General features: G+C 64.6%; 21 protein-coding genes and 1 tRNA gene. 18 read left to right on the forward strand and 4 right to left on the reverse strand.

From position 1 onward, the window contains the following. Positions 1-12 precede the first annotated feature (12 nt). Positions 13-1194, forward strand: a complete 1182-nt coding sequence (gene mltG, locus OU11_RS03670) for an endolytic transglycosylase MltG (RefSeq protein WP_033514569.1) — start codon at positions 13-15, stop codon at positions 1192-1194. Positions 1195-1259: 65 nt separating this feature from the next. Here mltG and OU11_RS03675 read toward each other — a convergent pair whose 3' ends face one another. Beyond that, positions 1260-1724 (reverse strand): prepilin peptidase, encoded by a 465-nt coding sequence (locus OU11_RS03675; protein ID WP_052122605.1) that lies wholly within the window; start codon positions 1722-1724, stop codon positions 1260-1262. A gap of 54 nt (positions 1725-1778) precedes the next feature. Between OU11_RS03675 and aroC the strand changes: the two genes are divergently transcribed. From aroC to OU11_RS03730, 11 genes are all read left to right on the forward strand, one after another. Further along, positions 1779-2972, forward strand: a complete 1194-nt coding sequence (gene aroC / locus OU11_RS03680) for a chorismate synthase (RefSeq protein ID WP_033514571.1) — start codon at positions 1779-1781, stop codon at positions 2970-2972. A 104-nt stretch (positions 2973-3076) separates the two neighbouring features. Further along, positions 3077-4699, forward strand: coding sequence for a bifunctional shikimate kinase/3-dehydroquinate synthase (locus tag OU11_RS03685; protein ID WP_033514572.1), 1623 nt, complete (start codon positions 3077-3079; stop codon positions 4697-4699). A 184-nt stretch (positions 4700-4883) separates the two neighbouring features. After that, positions 4884-5333: a type II 3-dehydroquinate dehydratase gene (locus tag OU11_RS03690; RefSeq protein ID WP_033514573.1), complete on the forward strand. Its 450-nt coding sequence runs from the start codon at positions 4884-4886 to the stop codon at positions 5331-5333. 83 nt (positions 5334-5416) lie between these two features. After that, positions 5417-5869: a GNAT family N-acetyltransferase gene (locus OU11_RS03695; protein WP_206538220.1), complete on the forward strand. Its 453-nt coding sequence runs from the start codon at positions 5417-5419 to the stop codon at positions 5867-5869. 79 nt (positions 5870-5948) lie between these two features. Next, a complete protein-coding gene (locus OU11_RS03700) occupies positions 5949-7610 on the forward strand; it encodes a CTP synthase (RefSeq protein WP_033514574.1) in 1662 nt (553 codons plus the stop codon). 226 nt (positions 7611-7836) lie between these two features. Then, positions 7837-9342: a Fe-S cluster assembly protein SufB gene (gene sufB / locus OU11_RS03705; RefSeq protein WP_033514701.1), complete on the forward strand. Its 1506-nt coding sequence runs from the start codon at positions 7837-7839 to the stop codon at positions 9340-9342. A gap of 5 nt (positions 9343-9347) precedes the next feature. Beyond that, positions 9348-10574 (forward strand): Fe-S cluster assembly protein SufD, encoded by a 1227-nt coding sequence (gene sufD, locus OU11_RS03710; RefSeq protein WP_033514575.1) that lies wholly within the window; start codon positions 9348-9350, stop codon positions 10572-10574. A 1-nt stretch (position 10575) separates the two neighbouring features. Next, a complete protein-coding gene (gene sufC / locus OU11_RS03715; protein WP_033514576.1) occupies positions 10576-11355 on the forward strand; it encodes a Fe-S cluster assembly ATPase SufC in 780 nt (259 codons plus the stop codon). 171 nt (positions 11356-11526) lie between these two features. Then, a complete protein-coding gene (locus OU11_RS03720) occupies positions 11527-12798 on the forward strand; it encodes a SufS family cysteine desulfurase (RefSeq protein ID WP_033514702.1) in 1272 nt (423 codons plus the stop codon). A gap of 116 nt (positions 12799-12914) precedes the next feature. Further along, on the forward strand, positions 12915-13472 hold the full coding sequence (gene sufU, locus OU11_RS03725) for a Fe-S cluster assembly sulfur transfer protein SufU (RefSeq protein WP_033514577.1): 558 nt from the start codon (positions 12915-12917) through the stop codon (positions 13470-13472). Positions 13473-13646: 174 nt separating this feature from the next. Further along, positions 13647-14228 (forward strand): metal-sulfur cluster assembly factor, encoded by a 582-nt coding sequence (locus OU11_RS03730; protein ID WP_033514578.1) that lies wholly within the window; start codon positions 13647-13649, stop codon positions 14226-14228. 90 nt (positions 14229-14318) lie between these two features. On the opposite strand, the gene glgC is transcribed toward OU11_RS03730, so the two are convergent. The 3 genes from glgC to OU11_RS03745 all read right to left on the reverse strand — a co-directional run bounded on the left by glgC (position 14319) and on the right by OU11_RS03745 (position 16720). Then, positions 14319-15566, reverse strand: a complete 1248-nt coding sequence (gene glgC / locus OU11_RS03735) for a glucose-1-phosphate adenylyltransferase (RefSeq protein ID WP_033514579.1) — start codon at positions 15564-15566, stop codon at positions 14319-14321. Positions 15567-15707: 141 nt separating this feature from the next. Beyond that, positions 15708-16574 (reverse strand): TrmH family RNA methyltransferase, encoded by an 867-nt coding sequence (locus tag OU11_RS03740; protein ID WP_033514580.1) that lies wholly within the window; start codon positions 16572-16574, stop codon positions 15708-15710. 59 nt (positions 16575-16633) lie between these two features. Continuing rightward, positions 16634-16720: transfer RNA gene (locus OU11_RS03745), tRNA-Leu, on the reverse strand. 96 nt (positions 16721-16816) lie between these two features. On the opposite strand from OU11_RS03745, the gene OU11_RS03750 reads away from it, so the two are divergent. The 6 genes from OU11_RS03750 (at position 16817) to era (ending at position 22107) form a co-directional block, all read left to right on the forward strand. Continuing rightward, positions 16817-17614, forward strand: coding sequence for a 16S rRNA (uracil(1498)-N(3))-methyltransferase (locus OU11_RS03750; protein ID WP_033514581.1), 798 nt, complete (start codon positions 16817-16819; stop codon positions 17612-17614). 61 nt (positions 17615-17675) lie between these two features. Continuing rightward, a complete protein-coding gene (locus tag OU11_RS03755; protein WP_033514582.1) occupies positions 17676-18011 on the forward strand; it encodes a histidine triad nucleotide-binding protein in 336 nt (111 codons plus the stop codon). Between the two features lie 68 nt (positions 18012-18079). Beyond that, a complete protein-coding gene (locus tag OU11_RS03760; protein WP_033514583.1) occupies positions 18080-19177 on the forward strand; it encodes a PhoH family protein in 1098 nt (365 codons plus the stop codon). Further along, positions 19167-19715: an rRNA maturation RNase YbeY gene (gene ybeY, locus OU11_RS03765; RefSeq protein WP_033514584.1), complete on the forward strand. Its 549-nt coding sequence runs from the start codon at positions 19167-19169 to the stop codon at positions 19713-19715. Before OU11_RS03760 ends, ybeY begins: the two co-directional genes overlap by 11 nt. Positions 19716-19724: 9 nt before the next feature. Then, positions 19725-21128, forward strand: a complete 1404-nt coding sequence (locus OU11_RS03770; protein ID WP_033514585.1) for a hemolysin family protein — start codon at positions 19725-19727, stop codon at positions 21126-21128. A gap of 4 nt (positions 21129-21132) precedes the next feature. Further along, positions 21133-22107, forward strand: coding sequence for a GTPase Era (gene era / locus OU11_RS03775; RefSeq protein WP_033514586.1), 975 nt, complete (start codon positions 21133-21135; stop codon positions 22105-22107). The last annotated feature ends 131 nt before the right edge of the window (positions 22108-22238 follow it).

Consider the following 22238-nt stretch of genomic DNA (forward strand, 5'->3'; position numbering starts at 1 on the left):
GAGGAGCGAACAGTGGCCGACAGCTTCAATGGTTTTTTTGAAGAGAACACGCAGTGGACCGACATGGATGGTGATTCCTTCACCGACATGCCCCCGCTTCCGCCGCGCTCCCGCAAGGAGATGCGTCGCAAGCGTTCGGTCCGCAAGCGCCGGCATGTCATCACGGCCGTGGTGGTCGTCGTCGTATTGGCATTGATCGGCGTGGGCGCGTTCTTCGGATACCGTGCGTTGCGGCAGTGGCGCATCAACCGTGAGCTCGCCAGCCAGCAGCAGGTGGTCATCGAGGATTATCCCGGTCCAGGCAACGGCAGCGTGCAGTTCACGGTGGACAGCGGCAGCGACTGGTATACCGTCGCGCAGAACCTGACCGACCAGGACATCATCAAATCCCCGGAGGCTCTGACCAGCATCGCCGGGTCGTCCACCCTGTATCCGGGCACCTTCTCCCTGCAATACCAGATGAAGGCGGAGGACGTGCTGGCCGTATTGTCCGACCAGCAGCAGGCGAGCGGCTTCCTGGAGGTTCGGCCCGGTGAGCGTGTCTCCGACGTGATCGCGGCGGCCGCGCAGATGACGGGCATCCCCGAAAGCGATTTCCAGGCGGTCGTCGACGGCGGCGGCGACGGCATCCTGCCCGCCGAAGCGAACGGCAGCTTCGAGGGATGGCTGGAGCCGGGCTCGTACAATCCCGCCGGCAAGACCTCGGCCGCTGACATCCTTACCGAGATGGTCAACGCCCGCGTCGCCAAGCTGGATGAGATGGGAGTCCCGACCGGCGAGGAGCGCGAGAAGATCATGATCATGGCCTCGATCGCGGAGGCCGAGGTCAACTCGCAGGAATACTACGGCAAGGTTACGCGCGTGATCCTCAACCGCATCGATGTCGGCATGCCGCTGGGCATGGACACGACCGTCGCCTACGGTCTGGGCATCACGGCGGCCGAACTGACCGATGCCATGCTGGCCGACGCGTCCAACCCGTACAACACGCGCATCAACCTGGGTCTGCCGCCCACCCCGATCAGCAACCCCGGCGACAATGCCATCCAGGCGGCGCTGAACCCGGAGGAAGGCGACTGGCTGTACTTCGTGACCACCGATCTGCAGACCGGCGAGACCAAGTTCGCCAGCACCGAGGACGAATTCTGGAAGATCCGCGACGAGTACAAGACCAACAACCCCGGAGCGAACTGATTCGAATCATCCGACAGGACACATGCGTGGCCGCGGCGACAACCGCGGCTCCACGCGTATATTCGCTACAATCCCAACGGCAGCACCAGAACGGCGGCCAGCAGAATGACCGGGGCGAACGGCGCCTTGCCGGCATACGGCGAATCCCGCTGCCCATCGAATCGGCGCCAGAGGACGATCCACACCAGTCCCAGCACCCCCATCGCCAGCCACCAACAGACCACACCGGTCAAACCGGTCATCCCCACGGCCAACCCCATCATCAGGGTCATCGTCACATCACCGAAGCCCAACGCACCCGGTTTGATCAGCGCGAGACCGCACTGCACCAAGGCGCACAGCACGGCGAACAGCGCGGACTGCATCACCGCAAACAGATCATTGGCGACCAGGGCGTATACCAGCGTCGCCGCCAGTTGCAGCAGGCAGCCCACGGCGATCCAACGCCGCGGCACTCGGCGGCATCGGATATCCTCAACACTCACGGCCAGTCCACATAGAAGACTCGGCAGCGCAACAAGGTAGCCCATGCCGGTAGGATAGACCGAAGTCGCAAGGAACACCACTTACGAAGGAGCACAGGCATGTTGCGTTGGCAGACGGCAGGGGAATCACACGGCGAATCGTTGGTGGCCATGATCGAAGGGCTGCCCGCCGGCGTGCAGGTGACCTCGGGGGACATCGTCGACGCGCTGGCCCGTCGCAGGCTCGGATATGGGCGCGGCGCGCGCATGTCGTTCGAACAGGACCGGGTGCGGCTGCTCACCGGCGTGCGGCACGGCCTGACGCTGGGTTCGCCGATCGCCATCGAGATCGGCAACACCGAATGGCCGAAGTGGACCGAGGTCATGAGCGCCGATCCGCTGGACCATGAGCTGCCGCGCGAAGGCCGCAACGCGCCGCTTAGCCGTCCGCGCCCCGGCCACGCCGACCTGACGGGCATGCGCAAGTACGGGTTCGACGACGCCCGGCCGGTGCTGGAACGCTCCAGCGCGCGCGAAACCGCGTCCCGTGTGGCGTTGGGTGCCGTGGCGGCACGATTCCTGGAACAGGTGCTGGGCATCCGTACCGTCTCCCATGTGATCTCCATCGGCGGCGCCGGCGTTGCAGAAGGCGCCGCCTCGCCGCTGCCCACCCCGGATGATGTGGCGGCGCTGGACGCCTCCCCGGTCCGCACGCTGGACAAGGACGCGGAGGCACGGATGATCGCCCGCATCGATGAGGCGAAGGCGAACGCCGACACGTTGGGCGGCGTGGTCGAGGTCGTCGCCTACGGCGTGCCGGCGGGACTGGGCACCTACGTGGAATCCGACCGCCGTCTCGACGCGGCGTTGGCTTCGGCGTTGATGGGCATCCAGGCCATCAAGGGCGTGGAGATCGGCGACGGGTTCCTGGAGGCCATGCGTCCCGGTTCCCAGGCGCACGACGAGATCGCGGTCGGTGACGACGGGCGCATCATGCGGCTGAGCAACCGCGCCGGCGGCATCGAAGGCGGCATGTCCAACGGACAGCCGATCCGCGTACGCGCGGCGATGAAGCCGATCCCGTCCATCCCCAAGGCGTTGCGCACCGTTGACGTGCTGACCGGCGAGCCGGCGCAGGCCATCAACCAGCGTTCCGACTCCACCGCCGTTCCGGCCGCCGCGGTTGTGGCCGAGGCGATGGTGAGGCTGACCCTCGCACGGTACGTGCTGGAGAAGTTCGGTGGCGACAACATCGCCGAAACACGGCGCAACGCGGAGACGTATCTGGCCTCCTGGCCGGAGCACATGCGCTGATTCCAGCTGGAATGCGTGCGGTTCGGCGGCGGTCGGAGCATACCATGCCGCCGCCGGGCATGAATCATCCGTCGCGGTGGACGGATAGGAGGAGAGGACGGAAGATGACGAACCATCCGCAGGCCGTTATCATCGGCATGATGGGCGCCGGCAAAACCCGCGTCGGGCGTGAGACCGCGCAGGTCATGGGCCTGCCGTTCCTCGACGCGGACGTGGAGATTGAGCGTCAGGTGGGCATGTCCATCCCCGAATACTTCGAGCGGTACGGTGAACCGGCGTTCCGGGATGTGGAAAGCGACCTGATCCGCAGAACGGTCGATGGGTTCGACGGCATCTTCTCCCTGGGCGGAGGCGCCCCGATGACGCCTGCGGTACAGGAGACACTGGCCGGTTACATCGCCGACGGCGGCAAGGTGATATACCTGATGGCCGATCCGCGAGAGGCGATGGAACGCGCGCGCAGGGGCGGAGGCAGGCCGATGCTCAACGGCGACGCCGACGAACGTTGGAAGACGCTGTACCGTCAGCGCGACCCGGTGTTCCGCGACGTGGCGAACGTGTACGTGCGAACCTACGGGTTGACGCCGGCGCAGGCTGCGAGGAGGATGAAGGACATGATCGAGGAACGTTGCGTGTACGTGACCGGATCCGGCATCGACGCATACGATGTGCGGATCGGCGAAGGGGCGATGGGGCACCTGCCCGAGCTGCTGGGGCGGAAGGCGACCCGTGTGGCACTGATTCATACGCAGCCGGTGCAGCGTCATTCCGACCACGCACGCGCGTTGCTGCGCCAGGGCGGCTATGAGGTGTCGGACATCGTTGTGCCCGATGCCGAAGCCGGCAAGACCGTGGACGTGGCCAACGGCATCTGGCAGCGACTCGGTGAGGAGGGATTCACACGATCCGATGCGATCGTGGGCGTCGGCGGGGGCGCGGCCACCGATCTGGCCGGGTTCATCGCCGCCACATGGATGCGCGGCGTGCGCTACGTGAACTGTCCCACCTCGCTGCTGGCGATGGTCGATGCGTCCACCGGCGGCAAAACCGGCATCAACACGCCGCAGGGCAAGAACCTGGTCGGCTCCTTCTACACGCCGGCCGGCGTACTCGCCGACGTGCGGACCCTGGCTTCGCTGCCCAACGACATCTTCATCGAAGGGCTCGGCGAAGTGGCCAAATCCGGGTTCATCATGGACGGGGAGATCCTGCGGATCCTGGAATCCCATGCCGCGGCGCTGCGCGGATTCGATGGCGCGACGTTCCTGGAATCCCCGTTGAAGGATGTGGTCGGCGAACTGATCGAACGCACGGTGCGCGTCAAGGTGCATCACGTTTCCTCCGACTTGAAGGAGCAGGGGCTGCGCGAATTCCTCAACTACGGGCATACCCTCGGCCATGCCATCGAGAAGATCGAGCATTTCCGCTGGCGGCACGGCAACGCGGTGGCCGTCGGCATGGTGTATGCGGCTGAATTGTCGAACCTGCTCGGGTATATCGACCGTGATCTGGTCGACTATCACCGCTCGCTGCTCGGAGCGTTGGGCTTGCCGACCTCGTGGGGCGGCGGCTCTTGGTCCGACGTGCTGGCGCTGATGCACCGGGATAAGAAGGCGCGCGGCAACATGCTGCGGTTCGTGGTGTTGGACCGTGTCGGCCACGTCATCCACCTGGAGAACCCGCCGATGGAGGCCGTGGAAGAGGCGTTCCGCCGCATCCGCCCCTGAGGGCGGACATATCAACCGCCGACGGGATGGTGACGTATGGTCGCGTGGCCATTGGAGAGTTGATCGCGGACACGGAACGGCTGCCTCTCCACGTATCAGCCCGAACCGCACGGAGGCGCCTCGATCCTCTCGCGAACGAGAATGAACCGGAGAACCGGAAGAACCGACAGAAAGGAAACATCGAATGTCTCGTAAAGTCATCGTCGTCAATGGTCCGAATCTCGGCCGTCTCGGTGTGCGCGAACCCGACGTGTACGGGCATCAGGATCTGGAGACCCTGCGCCGCGATTGCACGGCCTGGGGCGAGGAACTGGGGCTTGAGGTCGAGGTCCGCCAGACCGACGACGAGGCGGAGATGATCGGTTGGATGCACCGGGCCGTGGACGAGCAGACGCCGGTGGTCATGAACCCGGCGGCGTTCACCCACTACTCGTACGGCCTGTCCGACGCCGCCCACATGGTGACCGATGCAGGGCTGCCGCTGATGGAGGTACATATCTCCAACCCGTCGGCGCGTGATGCGTTCCGCAAGTATTCGGTCATCAGCCCCGTGGCCACCGGCACCATCACCGGCATGGGCTTCTACGGGTACCGTCTGGCCCTGGAGGCCGTGGCGCACCTCCTGGAGGCGTGAGAACGAATCTAGGTTCATCAATGACGACAGGTGTGATGCGCAATAGGTGCCGTGTAATATCCAAGCCGTTCGAGGAACTGACGGTGACGGAATTGTATGAGATCCTGCGCCTTCGCTCCGAGGTGTTCGTGGTGGAGCAGGAGTGCGCCTATCAGGACATCGACGGCAAGGATCCCGGCTCATGGCAGGTCATGGTGTGCGATGACGCGGGGGAGATGGTCGCCGGGCTGCGCGTGCTGCGGCCTGGCGTCTCGTTCCCGGATGCGAGCCTGGGCCGTGTGGTGACGCGGATTCGCGGCAAAGGCTACGGGGCTGTGGCGATGCGTGAGGGAATTCGGATCGCGCGCGAACAATACGGCGCCAAAACGCTACGTATCGAAGCCCAATGCCATGCGATCGGCTTCTACGAACGCTTCGGCTTCCGCGTCGATTCCGCCGAATTCCTGGAGGATGGCATCCCGCATGTCGAAATGGTCATGAATCTCATCCCCTGGACGGGGGATTACGGGGGAGGGCTGCAAATCGGCCCCGCCTAAGGCCGTGGCAATCAAGGTAGGGTTGCATCGTGGACATACGTCATCGTGACGTCACACATCGTTGATATGATGGAATCCCATGGTTAGAAGACATCATGGCAATTCATCCGAACACATCACCAAGCACATCTTCGTCACCGGAGGCGTGGTCTCGTCGTTGGGCAAGGGACTGACTGCCTCCTCGCTCGGCCGTCTGCTGCGTTCGCGTGGCATCCACGTGCTGCAGCAGAAGCTCGATCCCTACATCAACGTGGACCCGGGCACGATGAACCCGTTCCAGCACGGCGAAGTGTACGTGACCGAGGACGGTGCCGAAACCGATCTGGACATCGGCCACTACGAGCGCTTCCTCGACGTCTTCCTCAGCCAGAAGGCGAACGTGACCACCGGCCAGATCTACCAGTCGGTGCTGCGCAAGGAGCGCGCCGGCGAGTACCTCGGCCAGTGCGTGCAGGTCATCCCGCATATCACCGACGAAATCAAGTCCCGCATGCGCGCCCAGGCCTCCGACGATGTGGACGTGATCATCACCGAGATCGGCGGCACCGTCGGCGACATCGAATCCCAGCCGTTCCTGGAGGCGGCGCGCGAGGTGCGCCGCGACCTGGGGCCGGACAACTGCATGTTCGTGCACGTCTCCCTCGTGCCGTACATCTCCGCCGCGCACGAGTTGAAGACCAAGCCCACCCAGCATTCGGTGATGATGCTGCGTCAGTTGGGCATCTCCCCGGATGCGCTGGTGCTGCGTTCGGACCGTCCGCTCAACCAGTCCATCAAGGACAAGATCTCGCTGATGTGCGACGTGGATTCGGAGGGCGTGGTCAACTGCGTGGACGCGCCGAGCATTTACGACGTGCCGAAGATCCTGTTCGACGAGGGTCTCGACGCCTACGTGGTGCGCGAGCTGGGTCTGCCGTTCCACGACGTGGACTGGGACGAGTGGGCCGACCTGCTGGAGCGCGTGCACCATCCGAAGCATGAGGTGAACATCGCGATCGTCGGCAAGTACATCGACCTGCCGGACGCGTACCTGTCCGTCACCGAGGCGATCAAGGCGGGCGGTTTCGCCAACTGGGCCAAGGTCAACGTCAAATGGGTGGCCGCCGACAAGTGCGCGACCCCGGAGGGCGCGGCGGCCGCGCTCGATCAGGTCGACGGCATTGTGGTGCCGGGTGGATTCGGCATCCGCGGCATCGAGGGCAAGATCGGTGCGCTGCGGTTCGCACGCGAGAACGGTCTGCCGGCGCTCGGCCTGTGTCTGGGATTGCAGTCGATGGTCATCGAATACGCCCGCGACGTGCTCGGCATCGAGGATGCGGACTCCACCGAGTTCGATCCGAACTGCGCGAATCCGGTCATCGCCACGATGGAGGAGCAGAAGGATATCGTGGCCGGCAAGGGCGATATGGGCCATACGATGCGTCTGGGATCCTACCCGGCCGAGCTGCTGGAGGGATCGCTGGTCGCTGAACTGTACGGCACCACGCATGTCACCGAGCGGCACCGCCACCGCTACGAGGTGAACGTGGCCTATAAGGACCGTCTGCGTGAGGCCGGTCTGGTGATCTCCGGCCAGAGCCCGGACGGCGAGCTCACCGAGTTCGTGGAGCTGCCGCGCGAGGTGCATCCGTTCTATGTGGCCACCCAGGCGCACCCGGAGTTCAAGAGCCGTCCGACCAAGCCGCACCCGCTGTTCGCGGGTCTGGTCAGGGCCGCGCTGGTTCACCAGTCCGATCGCTGACGATTCAGTACTGTGCTGATTGCGGTGCCACACGAGTTTCGTGTGGCACCGTCTGTTTTCCGGGGATGGCATTGGACGATGAGGCTCCGCCGGCACCCCCGTGAGCTTCCTCACATCCGCCTGGGGAGGATTTTTCGAGCGGATACTAGTGTTTTCCCGCCGTTTCCGTTAGTGTTGCGGATGGAAGCAATTCGTACGAAGGAGGCAGCGCGCAGTGACGGATGAGATGACGCCACAGTCGCCCGAGCAGACGGGCGGCGCCGCGGCTGACGTGGAGATGAGCCAGTATGTGGCCGGCCGTTCCCGCGTCAACGAGGACAAGATCAGGCAGGATGACGAGATCATCAGCCAGTTCGGCGAGTACGAGTACGGCTGGCATGATTCCGATGCGGCCGGCGAGGCGGCGAAGAAAGGCATCGACGAGAACGTGGTGCGCGCCATCTCGGCCGACAAGGGCGAGCCCGAGTGGATGCTCGACATCCGTCTCAAGGGCTATCAGGCGTTCCTGGACAAGCCGATGCCGGACTGGGGCGTGGATCTGAGCGGGTTCAACGCCGACGACTTCAAGTACTACGTCAAGCCGATCGACAAGCAGGCCGCCACCTGGGAGGATCTGCCGGACGACATCCGCAACACCTACGACCGCCTGGGCATCCCCGAGGCGGAGAAGAAGCGTCTGGTCTCCGGCGTGGCCGCCCAGTACGAGTCCGAGGTCATCTACAACTCCATCCAGCAGGAGCTGAAGGACCAGGGCGTGATCTTCGTGGACACCGACACCGCGGTGCGTGAATACCCGGATCTGGTGCGCAAGTACTTCGGCACCGTGGTGCCGCCGGACGACAACAAGTTCGGCGCGCTGAACACGGCCGCCTGGTCGGGCGGCTCGTTCATCTACGTGCCGAAGGGCGTGCATGTGGACATCCCGCTGCAGGCCTACTTCCGCATCAACACCCCGAATATGGGCCAGTTCGAACGCACGCTGATCATCGCCGACGAGGGCTCCTACGTACATTACGTGGAGGGCTGCACCGCGCCGATCTACTCGACCGACTCGCTGCACGCCGCCATCGTGGAGATCATCGTGGAGAAGCACGCCCGCGTGCGCTACACCACCGTGCAGAACTGGTCGAACAACGTGTACAATCTGGTCACCCAGCGCGCCTACGTGCGCGAGGGCGGCACGATGGAATGGGTGGACGGCAACATCGGCTCCAAGGCCACGATGAAGTACCCGGCCTGCATCCTGGCCGAACCGTACGCCAAGGCCGAAACCATGTCGCTGGGCTTCGCCGGCAAGGGGCAGTACCAGGATACGGGCGCCAAGATGATCCATCTGGCCCCGCACACCAGCTCCACGATCGTGGCCAAGTCCATCTCGCGCGGCGGCGGCCGGTCCGCCTACCGCGGTCTGGTCAAGATTGTCAAAGGCGCCGAAGGCTCCTCGAACTCCACGGTCTGCGACGCGCTGCTGGTCGACGACTACTCGCGCTCCGACACCTATCCGCATGTGGACGTGCGCGAGGACGATGTGTCGATGGCGCATGAGGCCACCGTCTCCAAGGTCTCCGAGGACCAGCTGTTCTATCTGATGAGCCGCGGTCTGAACGAGGACGAGGCGATGGGCATGATCGTACGCGGCTTCGTCGAGCCGATCAGCCGTGAGCTACCGATGGAGTACGCGCTGGAACTGAATCGTTTGGTGGAACTGCAGATGGAAGGATCGGTGGGCTGAGTCCGATGGCAGAGAATACCGAAATCACCATTCCCGTGGCGGATCCGAACGACCCGTACGCGGTGCCGGCGGCCATGCCGTCGAGCGCGGACCGTGCGCCGCGCAGCTTCGACCTTGACGCGTTCGCGATGCCGACCTCCCGTCAGGAGGAGTGGCGGTACACGCCGCTGGACCGCGTCGCCGAATTCCTCGATGTGTTCGAGCCGAGCGGCCTGACCACGGTCGAGGTGACCGGCATCGACGGTTCGCCGTTGGACCCCGCGCAGGTCGGCGTCGAGGTCGTGGACAGGACCGTCGCGCCGAGCGGCACCGTGTCCAAGCCGAGCGACCGCATCTCCGCGGTCGAATGGAACGTCGTGAAGACCGCGACCGTCGTGACCCTGCACGGCGACGTCGCCCAGCCGGTGCGCATCACGGTCACCGGCGGCGGCGACGCGCCGGATGCGCTGCACCTGGTCATCGCGGCCGACGCCGGCACCCATGCCGACGTCGTCGTCGAACACCATGGCATGGCACGTCTCGCGGAGGGTGTGGAGATCGTCACCGGCCGCGATTCCAACCTGTCCACCACCTTCATCCAGGAGTGGGAGAAGGGCTCCAAGCATGTCGGCGGCCACCGCATCCATGTGGGCGAGAACGCCAGCCTGCGTCACTCGATGGTCACGCTCGGCGGCGATGTGGTCCGCATCCGTATGGACCAGGACTTCGGCGGCCCGCAGGGCGACCTGAACATGCTGGGCATCTACTTCGCCGATCCGGGCGAGCACATCGAGCACCGCACGATGGTGGTGCACAACCATCCGGATTGCAAGTCGCGCGTCGTGTACAAGGGCGCGCTCGACGGGCAGGGGGCGCACTCCACATGGGTCGGCAACGCGCTGATCCAACCGACCGCGCCGGGCACCGATTCCTACGAGCTCAACCGCAACCTGGTGCTGACGCCGGGCGCGATCGCCGATTCGGAACCGAACCTGGAGATCGAGAACGGCAACATCATCGGCGCCGGACACGCCAGCTCGGTCGGCCGGTTCGATGACGAGGAGCTGTTCTATCTGCAGTCGCGCGGCATTCCGGAGACGGAGGCCCGCAAGCTGGTGGTGCGCGGGTTCTTCGGCGAGCTGGTCGAGGAGATCGGCATCCCGCAGATCGGCGACCATCTGATGAGCATCATCGACCGCCGGCTTGCCCGCGGCGAAAGCGAAGCCATGACAACCGTTTGGGAGGAGAAGTAAGATGTCGACGTTGGAAATCAAGGACCTGTACGCCTCGGTCGAAACCAAGGACGGCCGCAAGCAGATCCTCAAAGGCGTGAACCTGACCGTCAACTCGGGGGAGACCCACGCCATCATGGGCCCGAACGGCTCTGGCAAGTCCACGCTGGCCTACACGCTGGCCGGCCACCCCAAGTACGAGGTGGAATCCGGCCAGGTGCTGCTGGATGGCGAGGACCTGCTGACGATGACGCCGGACGAGCGCGCCAAGGCCGGCCTGTTCCTGGCCATGCAGTACCCGGTGGAGGTGCCGGGCGTGTCGATGACCAATTTCCTGCGCACCGCCAAAACCGAGATCGACGGCCAGGCGCCGGCCATCCGCACCTGGACCAAGGAACTGACCGAGGCCATGAAGCGGCTCAAGATGGATCCGAAGTTCGCCACCCGTTCCGTGAACGAGGGCTTCTCCGGCGGTGAGAAGAAGCGCGCCGAGGTGCTGCAGCTGGAACTGCTCAAACCGAAGTTCGCCGTGTTGGACGAAACCGATTCGGGCCTCGACGTGGACGCGCTGCGCATCGTGTCCGAAGGCGTGAACCGCGCCAGGGAGAACACCGGCCTGGGCATCCTGATGGTCACCCACTACACGCGCATCTTGAAGTACATCAAGCCGGATATCGTGCACGTGTTCGCCGACGGCCATTTCGTCAAGACCGGGGGCCCCGAGCTGGCCGACGAGCTGGAGGAGAGCGGCTACGACCAGTTCCTGCCGGAGGGTGCCGACAGCGAATCCGCGCTGGCGTAAGCGCCATGGTGGTGCGGACCGTTACGCGCGCCGCGGTCCGCACCTCCGGCAAGGCGACCATGGGCGGAGCACGCCGACGGCGAAGGTGCGGCGGCAGCGGTTTCGACGTGCCGACAGATGGTGCCGGTGGCGGACCGCACGTCGTCGGATTGCATGATGGAAGGCAAGGGTATGGTTGATTTCGATGCGATTCGGGCGGAATTCCCGATTCTCGATCAGACGATTCACGGGCATCCGCTGGTCTATCTGGATTCGGCGGCCACCGCGCAGAAACCGCAGTGCGTGATCGACGCCGAGTCGTCCTTCTACCGACGTGATAACGCCGCCGTGCACCGTGGCGCGCATGAACTTGCCGCGCGCAGCACCGTCGCCTTCGAACGGGCCCGCGCGTCGATGGCGCGTCTGGTCGGCGCCTGCGCGGACGAGGGCGGCGAGGAGATCGTCGTCACCTCCGGTGCCACAGCCGGACTGAACCTGCTGGCGACCGCATTCGGCAACGCGTCGCTGGGACGCGGGGGAGCGGCCGCCCAACAGTTCGCCCTGCATCCGGGCGACGAGATCGTGGTCTCCAAGGCCGAGCACCATTCGGTGCTGCTGCCGTTCCAGGAACTGGCCGCACGCACCGGTGCCACGCTCAAGTGGCTGGACCTGGACGAAGAGGGGCGTATCCGTTCGGACACAGCCGACGAGGTGATCACCGAACGTACCCGCGTGGTGGCGGTCACCCATGTGGCGAATGTGACCGGCGCGATCACCGACCTGACGCCGATTATCCGCAGGGCGCACGCCGTCGGCGCGCTGATCGTGCTGGACGCCTGCCAGTCGGTGCCGCATCTGGCCGTGGATTTCCATGCGATGGACGTGGATTTCGCGGTCTGGAGCGCACACAAGATGTATGGTCCGACCGGCGTCGGCTTCCTGTACGGGCGTCGCGAGCTGCTGGAAGCGCTGCCCCCGGCGAATTTCGGCGGTTCGATGGTCGAGCTGGCCTGGATGGACCGTCCGGCGCAGTACATGGCGCCGCCCGCCAAATTCGAGGCCGGCACCCAGCCGGTCGCGCAGGTGGTGGCCGCCGGCGCCGCGGCGGAGTGGATGATGGCGATCGGCATGGACGCCATCGAGGAACACGAGCACGCGGTGGCCGCCGAACTGCTCAAGCTCGGCGAAACCGACGGTGTGCGCATCCTGGGACCGCGTGGGAACACGGATCGGATCGGCACGGTGGCGTTCGACGTCGCCGGCGTGCACCCGCATGACGTCGGGCAGTTCATCGACGCGCAGGGCATCGCGATCCGTGTCGGCCACCATTGCGCGCAGCCGGTGCACCGCCATTTCGGCATCTACGCGTCGAACCGCGCCTCCAGCGGCGTGTACAACACCGTGGCGGACGCGCGGGCGCTTGTCGACGCGGTGGGCAAGGTGAGGGCGTTCTTCCGGGTCTGACCGGATGACCTATCGCCTCGCATCTGCCACGGTATCGGCATCGTGCCTGCCTGCGGATACGATGGTTGCGGTGTGAACGCTAGGAAGAACGGTGTTCGTCCGGTAAGGAGCTGGCTATGGATTTCGGCATGAGTGGAGACGACCTGGAACAGATGTACCAGGAGGTGATCCTGGAGGCATCCCGCAATCCGCACGGCCGTGAACGGTTCGCGCCTGATCTGGCGAACGAACAGTCCGCGCAGGCGGGGCAGAGCGTCGTCCGCGCCAGCCACGAGTATTGCGCGGCCGGCGAATCCCACCAGTTCAACCCCACATGCGGGGATGAGGCGACGATTCACGCCGAGGTTTCGGACGGCAGCGACGGCCGTCCCCATACCATCGACCGAATCGTGTGGGATGGTCACGGCTGTTCGATCTCCCAGGCCAGCCTGTCGATCATGGTGGATCTGGTCGAAGGTAAAACCGTGGATGAGGCGATGCGGCTGGCCGGGCTGTTCCACCAGCTGATGGACTCGCGCGGCGTGGGGCTGGAAGACGAGGCCGCCGAGGACGATTTGGGCGACGCCGTGGTGTTCCAAGGCGTCTCGAAATACCCGATGCGCATCAAATGCGCGCTGCTTGGCTGGGAAGGCATGAAGGCTTCCGTGGCCGAGGCGCTGACGGGCATGGAGTGAGCGCGGGCGATCAGCCGTCCACCGTCATGTGAGCGGTATGCGGTCGGTGCCGGCCGCATGATGGTCGTCATCGAACGGCTGCAATCCGATGCCGGCGGAATTCCCGGAATAGGTCTTGTCGCGGCGGGTTGCGCCACGTACAATGGTCGGGACTAGCGATGGATGGGAGTGCGAATGAGCGACAATCTGGTGCCTGAACCGCGTAATACGGTGTTTGATTCCGTGCAGAAGGCGTTGGGTGATGAGCAGGCGGCTCGCCGTGTGATGTTGAATCCGGCGTTGGCCAAGGGCTTGTCCGGTACCGGTCTGCAACAGGAGGATACCGCTGCCGCGGCCTCAACGGAACACGCCTGCCAGTGCGGCAGGCAGGATGCCAAGGAGACCGCCGACGACGGCGGCATCCCGCTGACGTATGTCGATGAGATCGGGCGGGCGACCGCCGCCGACGTGCGCGAGGCGCTACATCAGGTGATCGATCCGGAGCTGGGCATCGATGTGATCGATCTGGGCTTGGTATACGGCATCGAAATCGATGCGCTGGGGCGTGCGATCATCACGATGACGTTGACGACGCCGGCCTGCCCCCTGACCGATCTGATCGAGGACGAGTGCGCGGCCACACTGGCCGGACTGGTGGAGGAATTCCGTATCGACTGGACCTGGCAGCCTCGCTGGACCATGGACATGATCACGCCGGAGGGCCGTGACCAGTTGGCCGCGCTCGGCTTCAACTTCGATGCCATGCCGAAGTACTGACGGACCGGACAACCTTTCCGCCATTTTCCGTGGAACATACGAGAGGGGGCCATCCTGACGGATGGCCCCCTCTCGGCGTCCGTACTTCGATCAGTCGTCGACGATCGTGTTCTTCGGCACGACGGTGATGCCGTCTGGCGTCACCGTGAATCCGCGGGCAAGATCATGCTCGGTGTCGATGCCGACCGTGGAGTTCTCGGTGAGCACGACGTTCTTGTCGAGGATGGCCTTGTACACGCGGGCGCGGCGGTTGACGACCACGCCGTCGAACAGGATCGAGTCCACGACCTGCGACCAGGAGTGGATGCGCACGTTCGGGGAGAGCACCGAGTGATGCACCTCGCCGCCGGAGACGATGACGCCGGGGGAGATGATCGAATCGGTGGCGTGGCCCAGACGGTCGCGGCCTGCATGCACGAACTTGGCCGGCGGCAGGTTGCCGGACATCGTGTAGATCGGCCACTCCGAGTTGTACAGGTTGAACTCGGGCACATAGGAGATCAGGTCCATATGCGCATCGTAGAACTGCTTGAGCGTACCCACGTCGCGCCAGTAGGCATGATCGGTGGAGGTGGAGCCGGGGATCTCGTTGGTGTTGAAGTCGTAGACGCCGGCCTCGTTGCGGCTGGCGAAGTACGGGGCGATGTCGCCGCCCATGTCGTGCTTCGTGTTCTCGGCCTTCTCGTCCTGCGCCAGCGCGGCGAACAGGGCGTCGGTGTTGGCCACGTAGTTGCCCATCGAGGCCAGGAACGAATTCGGATCGTCCGGCAGGCCGGTGGTGGTCTCCGGCTTCTCCTGGAAGCTCTTGATCATGTTCGGATGGTCGGGATCGACCTCGATCACGCCGAACTGGTTCGACTGGCTGATCGGCTGGCGGATGCCGGCCACCGTGAACTCGGCGCCGGACTCGATATGCTGCTGCACCATCTGGCTGAAGTCCATGCGGTACACGTGGTCGGCGCCGACGATGACCACGATATCCGGCTGGACGTCCTCGATGATGTTGATGGTCTGGTAGATCGCGTCCGCGGAGCCGAGGTACCAGTGCTTGCCCAGACGCTGCTGCGCCGGGACCGGGGACACGTAGTTGCCCAGCAGCTGCGAGAACCGCCAGGTCATCGAGATGTGACGGTCGAGCGAGTGCGACTTGTACTGGGTGAGCACGATGATCTGCTGATACCCGGAATTGACGAGGTTGCTCAGCGGGAAGTCGACCAGACGGAACACGCCGCCGAACGGCACAGCCGGCTTGGCACGGTCCCTGGTCAACGGCATCAGTCGGGTGCCTTCACCGCCCGCTAGCACGATGGACAGAATCTTCGGATTGGATTTCGACATCCGATCACTCCTCTCTTAGAGCGTCTTACGACACCGTACTGCATTGCTGTTGGCCCGCTTCCTTGCAGACCACCTACAGTGTCAATAATTACATATTTTTTTCGTTTCGCAAGACAGGACGCCCCGCATGTCATCGACTTTTCAGTGAACGCGAGTCGAATAGAAGGCGACGGCGCTGGAGGCCGCCACATTGAGGCTGTCCACGCCGTGGCTCATCGGAATCCTGACGGTCAGATCGGCGTGGGCGATCGTGCGGCGGCTCAGACCATCGCCTTCGGTGCCGAAGATCAGGGCGAGCCGCTCGATGTGATCGGGCGCGTCGGCGCCGTTGTCCAGCCGGCGTACCAGCTCGTCCAGCGAGATCGAATCATCCTCCAGCGCCATCGCCGCGGTCGTGAATCCCAGTCGGTTCAGCTCGGCGAGCCCCTCGACGGGCCAGTAGTGCGTGTTGTCGCCGCCGATGCGGGTCCACGGGATCTGGAACACCGTGCCCATGGATACGCGCGCCGCACGCCGGTACAGCGGATCGCCGCACGACGGGGTCACCAGCACGGCGTCGACGCCCAACGCCGCGGCCGAGCGCATCAGCGCGCCGACATTGGTGTGGTCCACGATGTTCTCCATCACGGCGATGCGGCGCGCGTTCCTGCACACCTCCTCGACACTGGGCAGCGGCCACCGGCGCATGGCCGCCAGTGCGCCGCGGTGCAGACGGTATCCGGTCAGTCGTTTCAGCTGTTCGGGCGACGCCACATACACGGGCACGTCGGGGCCCCAATGCCCGTCAACGAACCGGAAGGTCTCAGCCATGCCGTCGATCCACGGCTCCTCGACCAGCAGCGAGATGGGCTCCCTGCCGGCGGCCAGCGCCCGGTCGATGACCTTCGGCGATTCGGCGATGAACAATCCCTTGGACGGTTCCAGACGGTTACGCAGCTGGAGTTCCGTAAGATTCGTGTAGGCCTCGACGCGTTCGTCGTCGACCGACTCGAGTTGGATGAACCGCATGCCGCCGCCTTTCCTCTGGATACAACAAAACCCCTTGGATTCCAAGGGGTTTTAGTCGGTGTCCGGAGCGGGACTTGAACCCGCACGCCTGTATAAATAGGCACTAGCACCTCAAGCTAGCGCGTCTACCATTCCGCCACCCGGACAGGTGCCGTTCGGCAACGAGAAGAAACTATACCAGTGCGCGTCGCAAATGCAAATACGGTGTGTCGTGGATGGGAGCGATGTGTAGCCTAGTAGTCATGACCGAACCTGTGTTCCTGCTCGACCCGGACCATGACGACGTTCCGGTGAACAGCGACGAGATCCACGCCGGGTGGATCCTGACGTTGCCTCCGCATATCCGCAGACACGCCGTGCAGGCGATGCGCCTGGGCAAAGGCGATGCGCTCACCTTGTCGGACGGCAGGGGATTGCGCCTGCGCGCCACGATGGTCGACCCGGAGTCGGGAACCGCCGAGGTCGTGGAGTTCGGGCGCACCCCGCAACCGACCATACGCCTGTGCCTGATCCAGGCCCTGGCCAAGAACGGCCATGATGAACAGGCCATCGATATGGCCACGCAGATCGGCGTGGACCGTGTGATTCCCTGGCAGGCGGACCGTTCGATCGCCAAGTGGAAGGACGGCAGGACCGATCGCAAATGGCGGCAGGTGCTTGAGGCCGCCACCGAACAGTCGCGGCGTTGCTGGGTACCGGAACTGGCAGATTGCGTTTCCAGCAAGCAGATCGTGGCCATCTGCAGGAGGGCCTGCGTGTACGGCGATCTGGTCATCGTGCTGCATCAGGATGCCACACGCAGCTGGCAGGACATCGAAGGGGCGATCGCCCAGCTGTCCGACCGTTGCCTGGATGACGGCAGGCCACGTACGATCAACGTGGTCGTCGGACCGGAAGGCGGCATCAGCGACGCCGAGATCGAATCGTTCCTCGATGCCGGCGCGGTGTGCTGTGTGCTCGGGGAGAATATCCTGCGGGCGTCGGCGGCCGGCCCGGTGGCGTTGTCCTTGCTGTCCCGTGCGGTGGGACGGTACGCCTAGTGCGGAATATCCGCGCGGCGCAATAGCATGGGTATGGCAGTAGTTCAACCAGGAGGATCATATGTGCGAGCCCGATTGCCTGTTCTGCAAGATCATCGCCGGCGAGATTCCCAGCGACAAGGTCTATGAGGACGAGACCACCTATGCCTTCAAGGACATCAATCCCAAGGCCGCGGTGCACGTTCTCATCGTGCCGAAGCAGCATTATGCGAACGTCGCCGAGCTGGCCGGGAACGATCCCGCGCAGCTCGCCCACATGGCCCAGGTCGCGCAGTCGATCGCCGATGACGCCTTCCATGGCGCCTATCGTCTGATCTTCAACACTGGCCGTGACGCCGGGCAAAGCGTCTTCCACGTCCACGCCCACGTCCTGACCGGGGAAACGCTCGACGAATAGCAGGTTGGCGCCGCGTGCGGCAACGCAGCGGACACAACAATTGTCATCCATTCACGAGAAGGGATTCCGTGGCCACCACGACACGAACCATCACCATCCCAACACAGCTTGACCCCGTCTCGGTTCTCGGTCCGGTGGACGAGGTGCTCCGGGAGGTGGAGCGGGCGTTTCCGGACCTGACGATCATCGTGCGGGGCAACCGCGTCGCCATCATGTCCAGATCGAAACAGACGGAAGCGCAGGCGGCACGCGCCGAGGAAGTCGTCAACACCATCATCCAGGCCGCATACACCGCGCCGATGGACGCCGATACCGTACGCCGGATGCTCGATCAGGACGTTTTGCCGAACCGGGTGCGCCGCACGCATCCCGGTCATGGTACGGTCGCGGAATCGTTGCGGCGCACGTTGCCTGAATCCCCGTCGCGTCGGGACGAGGTTTCGCAACACCATAAACCGCATGTGCCCGGCGTCATCGCGTTCGCGAACGGATCTCCGGTCCGCGCCAAAACCGCCGGACAGGTGGCGTACGTCAACGCCATCGAATCGCATACGATCACCTTCGCCATCGGCCCGGCGGGCAGCGGCAAGACCTATCTGGCCGTGGCCAAGGCGGTGCGCGCGTTCCAGGACCGTAAGGTGCGCCGCATCATCCTGACCCGTCCGGCCGTGGAAGCGGGGGAGAACCTCGGCTTCCTGCCCGGAACGCTCAACGAGAAGGTGGATCCGTACCTGCGTCCGTTGTACGACGCGCTGTCCGACATGCTCGGACCGGATCAGCTGCGGCATTTCATGGACGACGGGACGATCGAGGTGGCGCCGCTGGCCTACATGCGCGGCCGCACGCTCAACGACGCGTTCGTGATCCTCGACGAGGCGCAGAACACCACCGAACAGCAGATGAAGATGTTCCTGACCCGATTGGGATTCAACACCACGATGGTGATCACCGGCGACGTCACCCAGATCGACCTGACCGTACCGAACTCCGGACTGGCCTCCATCGAGCGGATTCTCGGCGACATCGATGACATCGCGTTCGTGCATCTGAATGCGGACGATGTGGTGCGCCACGCGCTGGTGGGCAGGATCGTCGAGGCGTATGATCGGCACGCCTACGCCATCGGGCGTGGGACACGGCAGCGAAAGGGTAATGATGAGCGTTGAGGTGATCAACGAGACGCAGTGGGTCATCGATCCGAAGGTCTTCTCCGACCTCGGGGTGTGGGTGCTGGACCAGATGAAGGTCAGCACGCAGTCCGATCTGACGATCATGTTCGTGGACCCCGAACCGATCGCCACCCTGCATGAACGGTGGATGAACCTGGAGGGCCCCACCGATGTGATGAGCTTCCCGATGGACGAGCTGCGCCCCGGCGACGGCCGCACGCTGGTCGAGGGCATCCTCGGCGACATCGTGATCTGCCCGTGGGTGGCCGCCCAGCAGGCCGCGGCCGCCGGGCACAGCGCGTTGGAGGAGATGCTGCTGCTGACGATCCACGGCACGCTGCACCTGCTCGGCTACGACCACGTGACCCCGGATCAGGAACGGCAGATGTTCGGCCTGCAGCGCCAGCTGTTGCTCACGTTCTTCGCGCTGCACCACGGCATCGGGGAACCGGCCACACTGCCCGCCGGCACCCCCGATGCGCTGGCGCAGTACGATGAACGCCGCCGGCTGACGCGCGGACCGGAACAACAGTAAGGATGAGGCATGATATTCGATGATCCCTCGCTGATCGCGGTGATTGCGGCGCTCGCCGTGGCCGCCGCGCTGCTGATCTGGCTGTCGTTGACGATGGCCTCCGCCGAAGGCGCGGTCTCCCGCGTCACCAGGGCCAGTCTGAACAACCTGATCCTGGAGACGCAGACCGATCAGGAGATGAGCCAGTTCACCCGCATGAAGCGCATCGAGCGCATCCATAAGGTGCAGAAGCTGATCGCCGACCGGTACGCCACCTCCGGATCGTGCATGTTCTTCCGCATCTCCTGCAATGTGCTGGACGGCGTGCTGGTGATGTGCATCGCGTCGCTGTGCGGGGCGCCGCTGTGGCTGGAGCTGGTGTGCGGCGTGCTGTTCGCGCTGATCGTGGCCGTGGTGTCGGTGCTGGTGCGTCCCCGTGCCGTGGGGGCGTTGAAGCCGGTGGACATCATGATCAAGCATGCGGGCGTGATCACGGTGGCCTCCGCCCTGACGCCGTTCGCCCGCGTGGGCGGCCAGAACGGCCAGAAGCGCAGGCGCGAGTCGGAGCTCTCCGACGACGAGGAGCTCGAAAAGCTGCAGATGGAGCAGGGCAAGGCCATGATCGACCGGCTGGTCGAGGCCAACGATTTCGATCCCGAGACCTCGGAGATGCTGCGCAACGTGCTCAAGCTCTCGGACACGCTGACCCGCGAGATCATGGTGCCGCGCACCGACATGATCTGCATCGGCAAGGAGCAGACGCTGGTCTCGATGCTGAAGCTGTGCTCCCGCTCCGGATTCTCCCGCGTGCCGGTGATAGGCGAGGACGTCGACGACCTGATCGGCGTGGCCTACCTCAAGGACGCCGTACGCGCCACGGCATTCAACCCGGCGGCCTGCGAACGCACCGTCGATTCGATCGTGCGTGACCCCCTGCTGGTGCCGGAGTCCAAGCCGGTGGACGACCTGTTCCACCAGATGCAGCGGCTGCGCCAGCATGTGGCGATCGTGGTGGATGAGTACGGCGGCATCGCCGGCTTGGTGACGATCGAGGACACCATCGAACAGATCGTCGGGGAGCTGGAGGACGAGCACGACCGCACCCAGCATGCCGAACCGGTGCAGATCGGGGAGCGCAAGTGGAGCATGCCCGCCCGCACGCCGATCGCCGACCTGGAGGAGATCTTCGAGATCGACATCGACGAGGACGATGTCGACACCGTGTTCGGTCTGCTGACCAAGCTGCTGGGACAGGTGCCGATCGTCGGCGCGTCGGCGGTCACCCGCGGGCTGCGGCTCACCGCCGTGGATTCGGCCGGTCGCCGGAAGAAGGTCTCGACGATCGTGGTGGAGCCGGCGCATACCGATCAGAGCAACGACGAGGATTCGGACACGTCGGCCGAACAGGACGAAGCAGAGAACAAGGAGCAGTGAACCAGTGAACGACGCAGCCCAGCAGACGCAGGACCAGACGGTGTACAGGTCGGGATTCGTGGCCGTGGTCGGCCGCCCGAACGTCGGCAAATCCACGCTGATCAACGCGTTGATCGGCACGCAGGTGGCCATCGCCTCCTCCCGGCCGGAGACCACACGCAAGGCCATCCGCGGCATCCTGACCACCGACCATGCGCAGATCGTGCTGGTGGACACCCCGGGCATCCATCGCCCGCGCACGTTGCTCGGCCAGCGGTTGAACGATGTGGTGGACGAATCGTTGGCGGACGTGGACGCCATCGCGTTCCTGCTGCCGGCCGACCAGGAGATCGGCCCGGGCGACAAGCGCATCCTGAGCCGGTTGCGCGCCGAGTTCGCCACCAAGCGGGACGACGGGAGCTTCTCCTGGAAGGTGCCGCTGATCGCCATTGTCACCAAGATCGACGAGCTCAACCGTGAGCAGCTGATCGCCAAACTCATCCAGATCAACGAGTTCGCCGATTTCACCGACATCGTGCCGGTGAGCGCGCTGCAGCATGACAATCTGGCCGAGGTGCGCAACGTGCTGATCGACAATATGCCGGAGGGACCGCAGATGTACCCGGCCGATCAGATCACCGAGGAGCGCCCCGAGGACACAATCGCCGAGCTGGTGCGCGGCGCGTTCCTGGAGGAGCTGGACGACGAGCTGCCGCATTCGCTGGCCGTGGTGGTCGATTCGATCGAATATCCGGAGGACAACGAGACCGGCGAGGCCTATGACGGCAAGGTCGAGGTCATCGTGTCGATCTATGTGGAGCGTGATTCGCAGAAGCCGATCATCATCGGCAAGGGTGCCGAGCACCTGGTGCGCGTCAAGAAGAAGCTGCGCACGCCGGTCAACCGCATCGTCGGGCGCAAGGCCAAGCTGGACCTGCATGTCAAGGTGGCCAAGGGCTGGCAGTCCGACCCCAAGCAGCTCGAACGCCTCGGATTCTGAAAGCCGGTGCGTCCGGCGTTCTCCGTTGCGGCGGAGGCGCTGCAAACGACGCGGAGATCAACAGTGATGCGCATATGGCATATGACTGTGGGGTGCCGCCGGAGAATTCCGGACGGCACCCCACAGTCATA

The organism is Bifidobacterium pullorum DSM 20433 (assembly GCF_000771405.1).
GTDB classification, from domain to species: Bacteria; Actinomycetota; Actinomycetes; order Actinomycetales; family Bifidobacteriaceae; genus Bifidobacterium; species Bifidobacterium pullorum.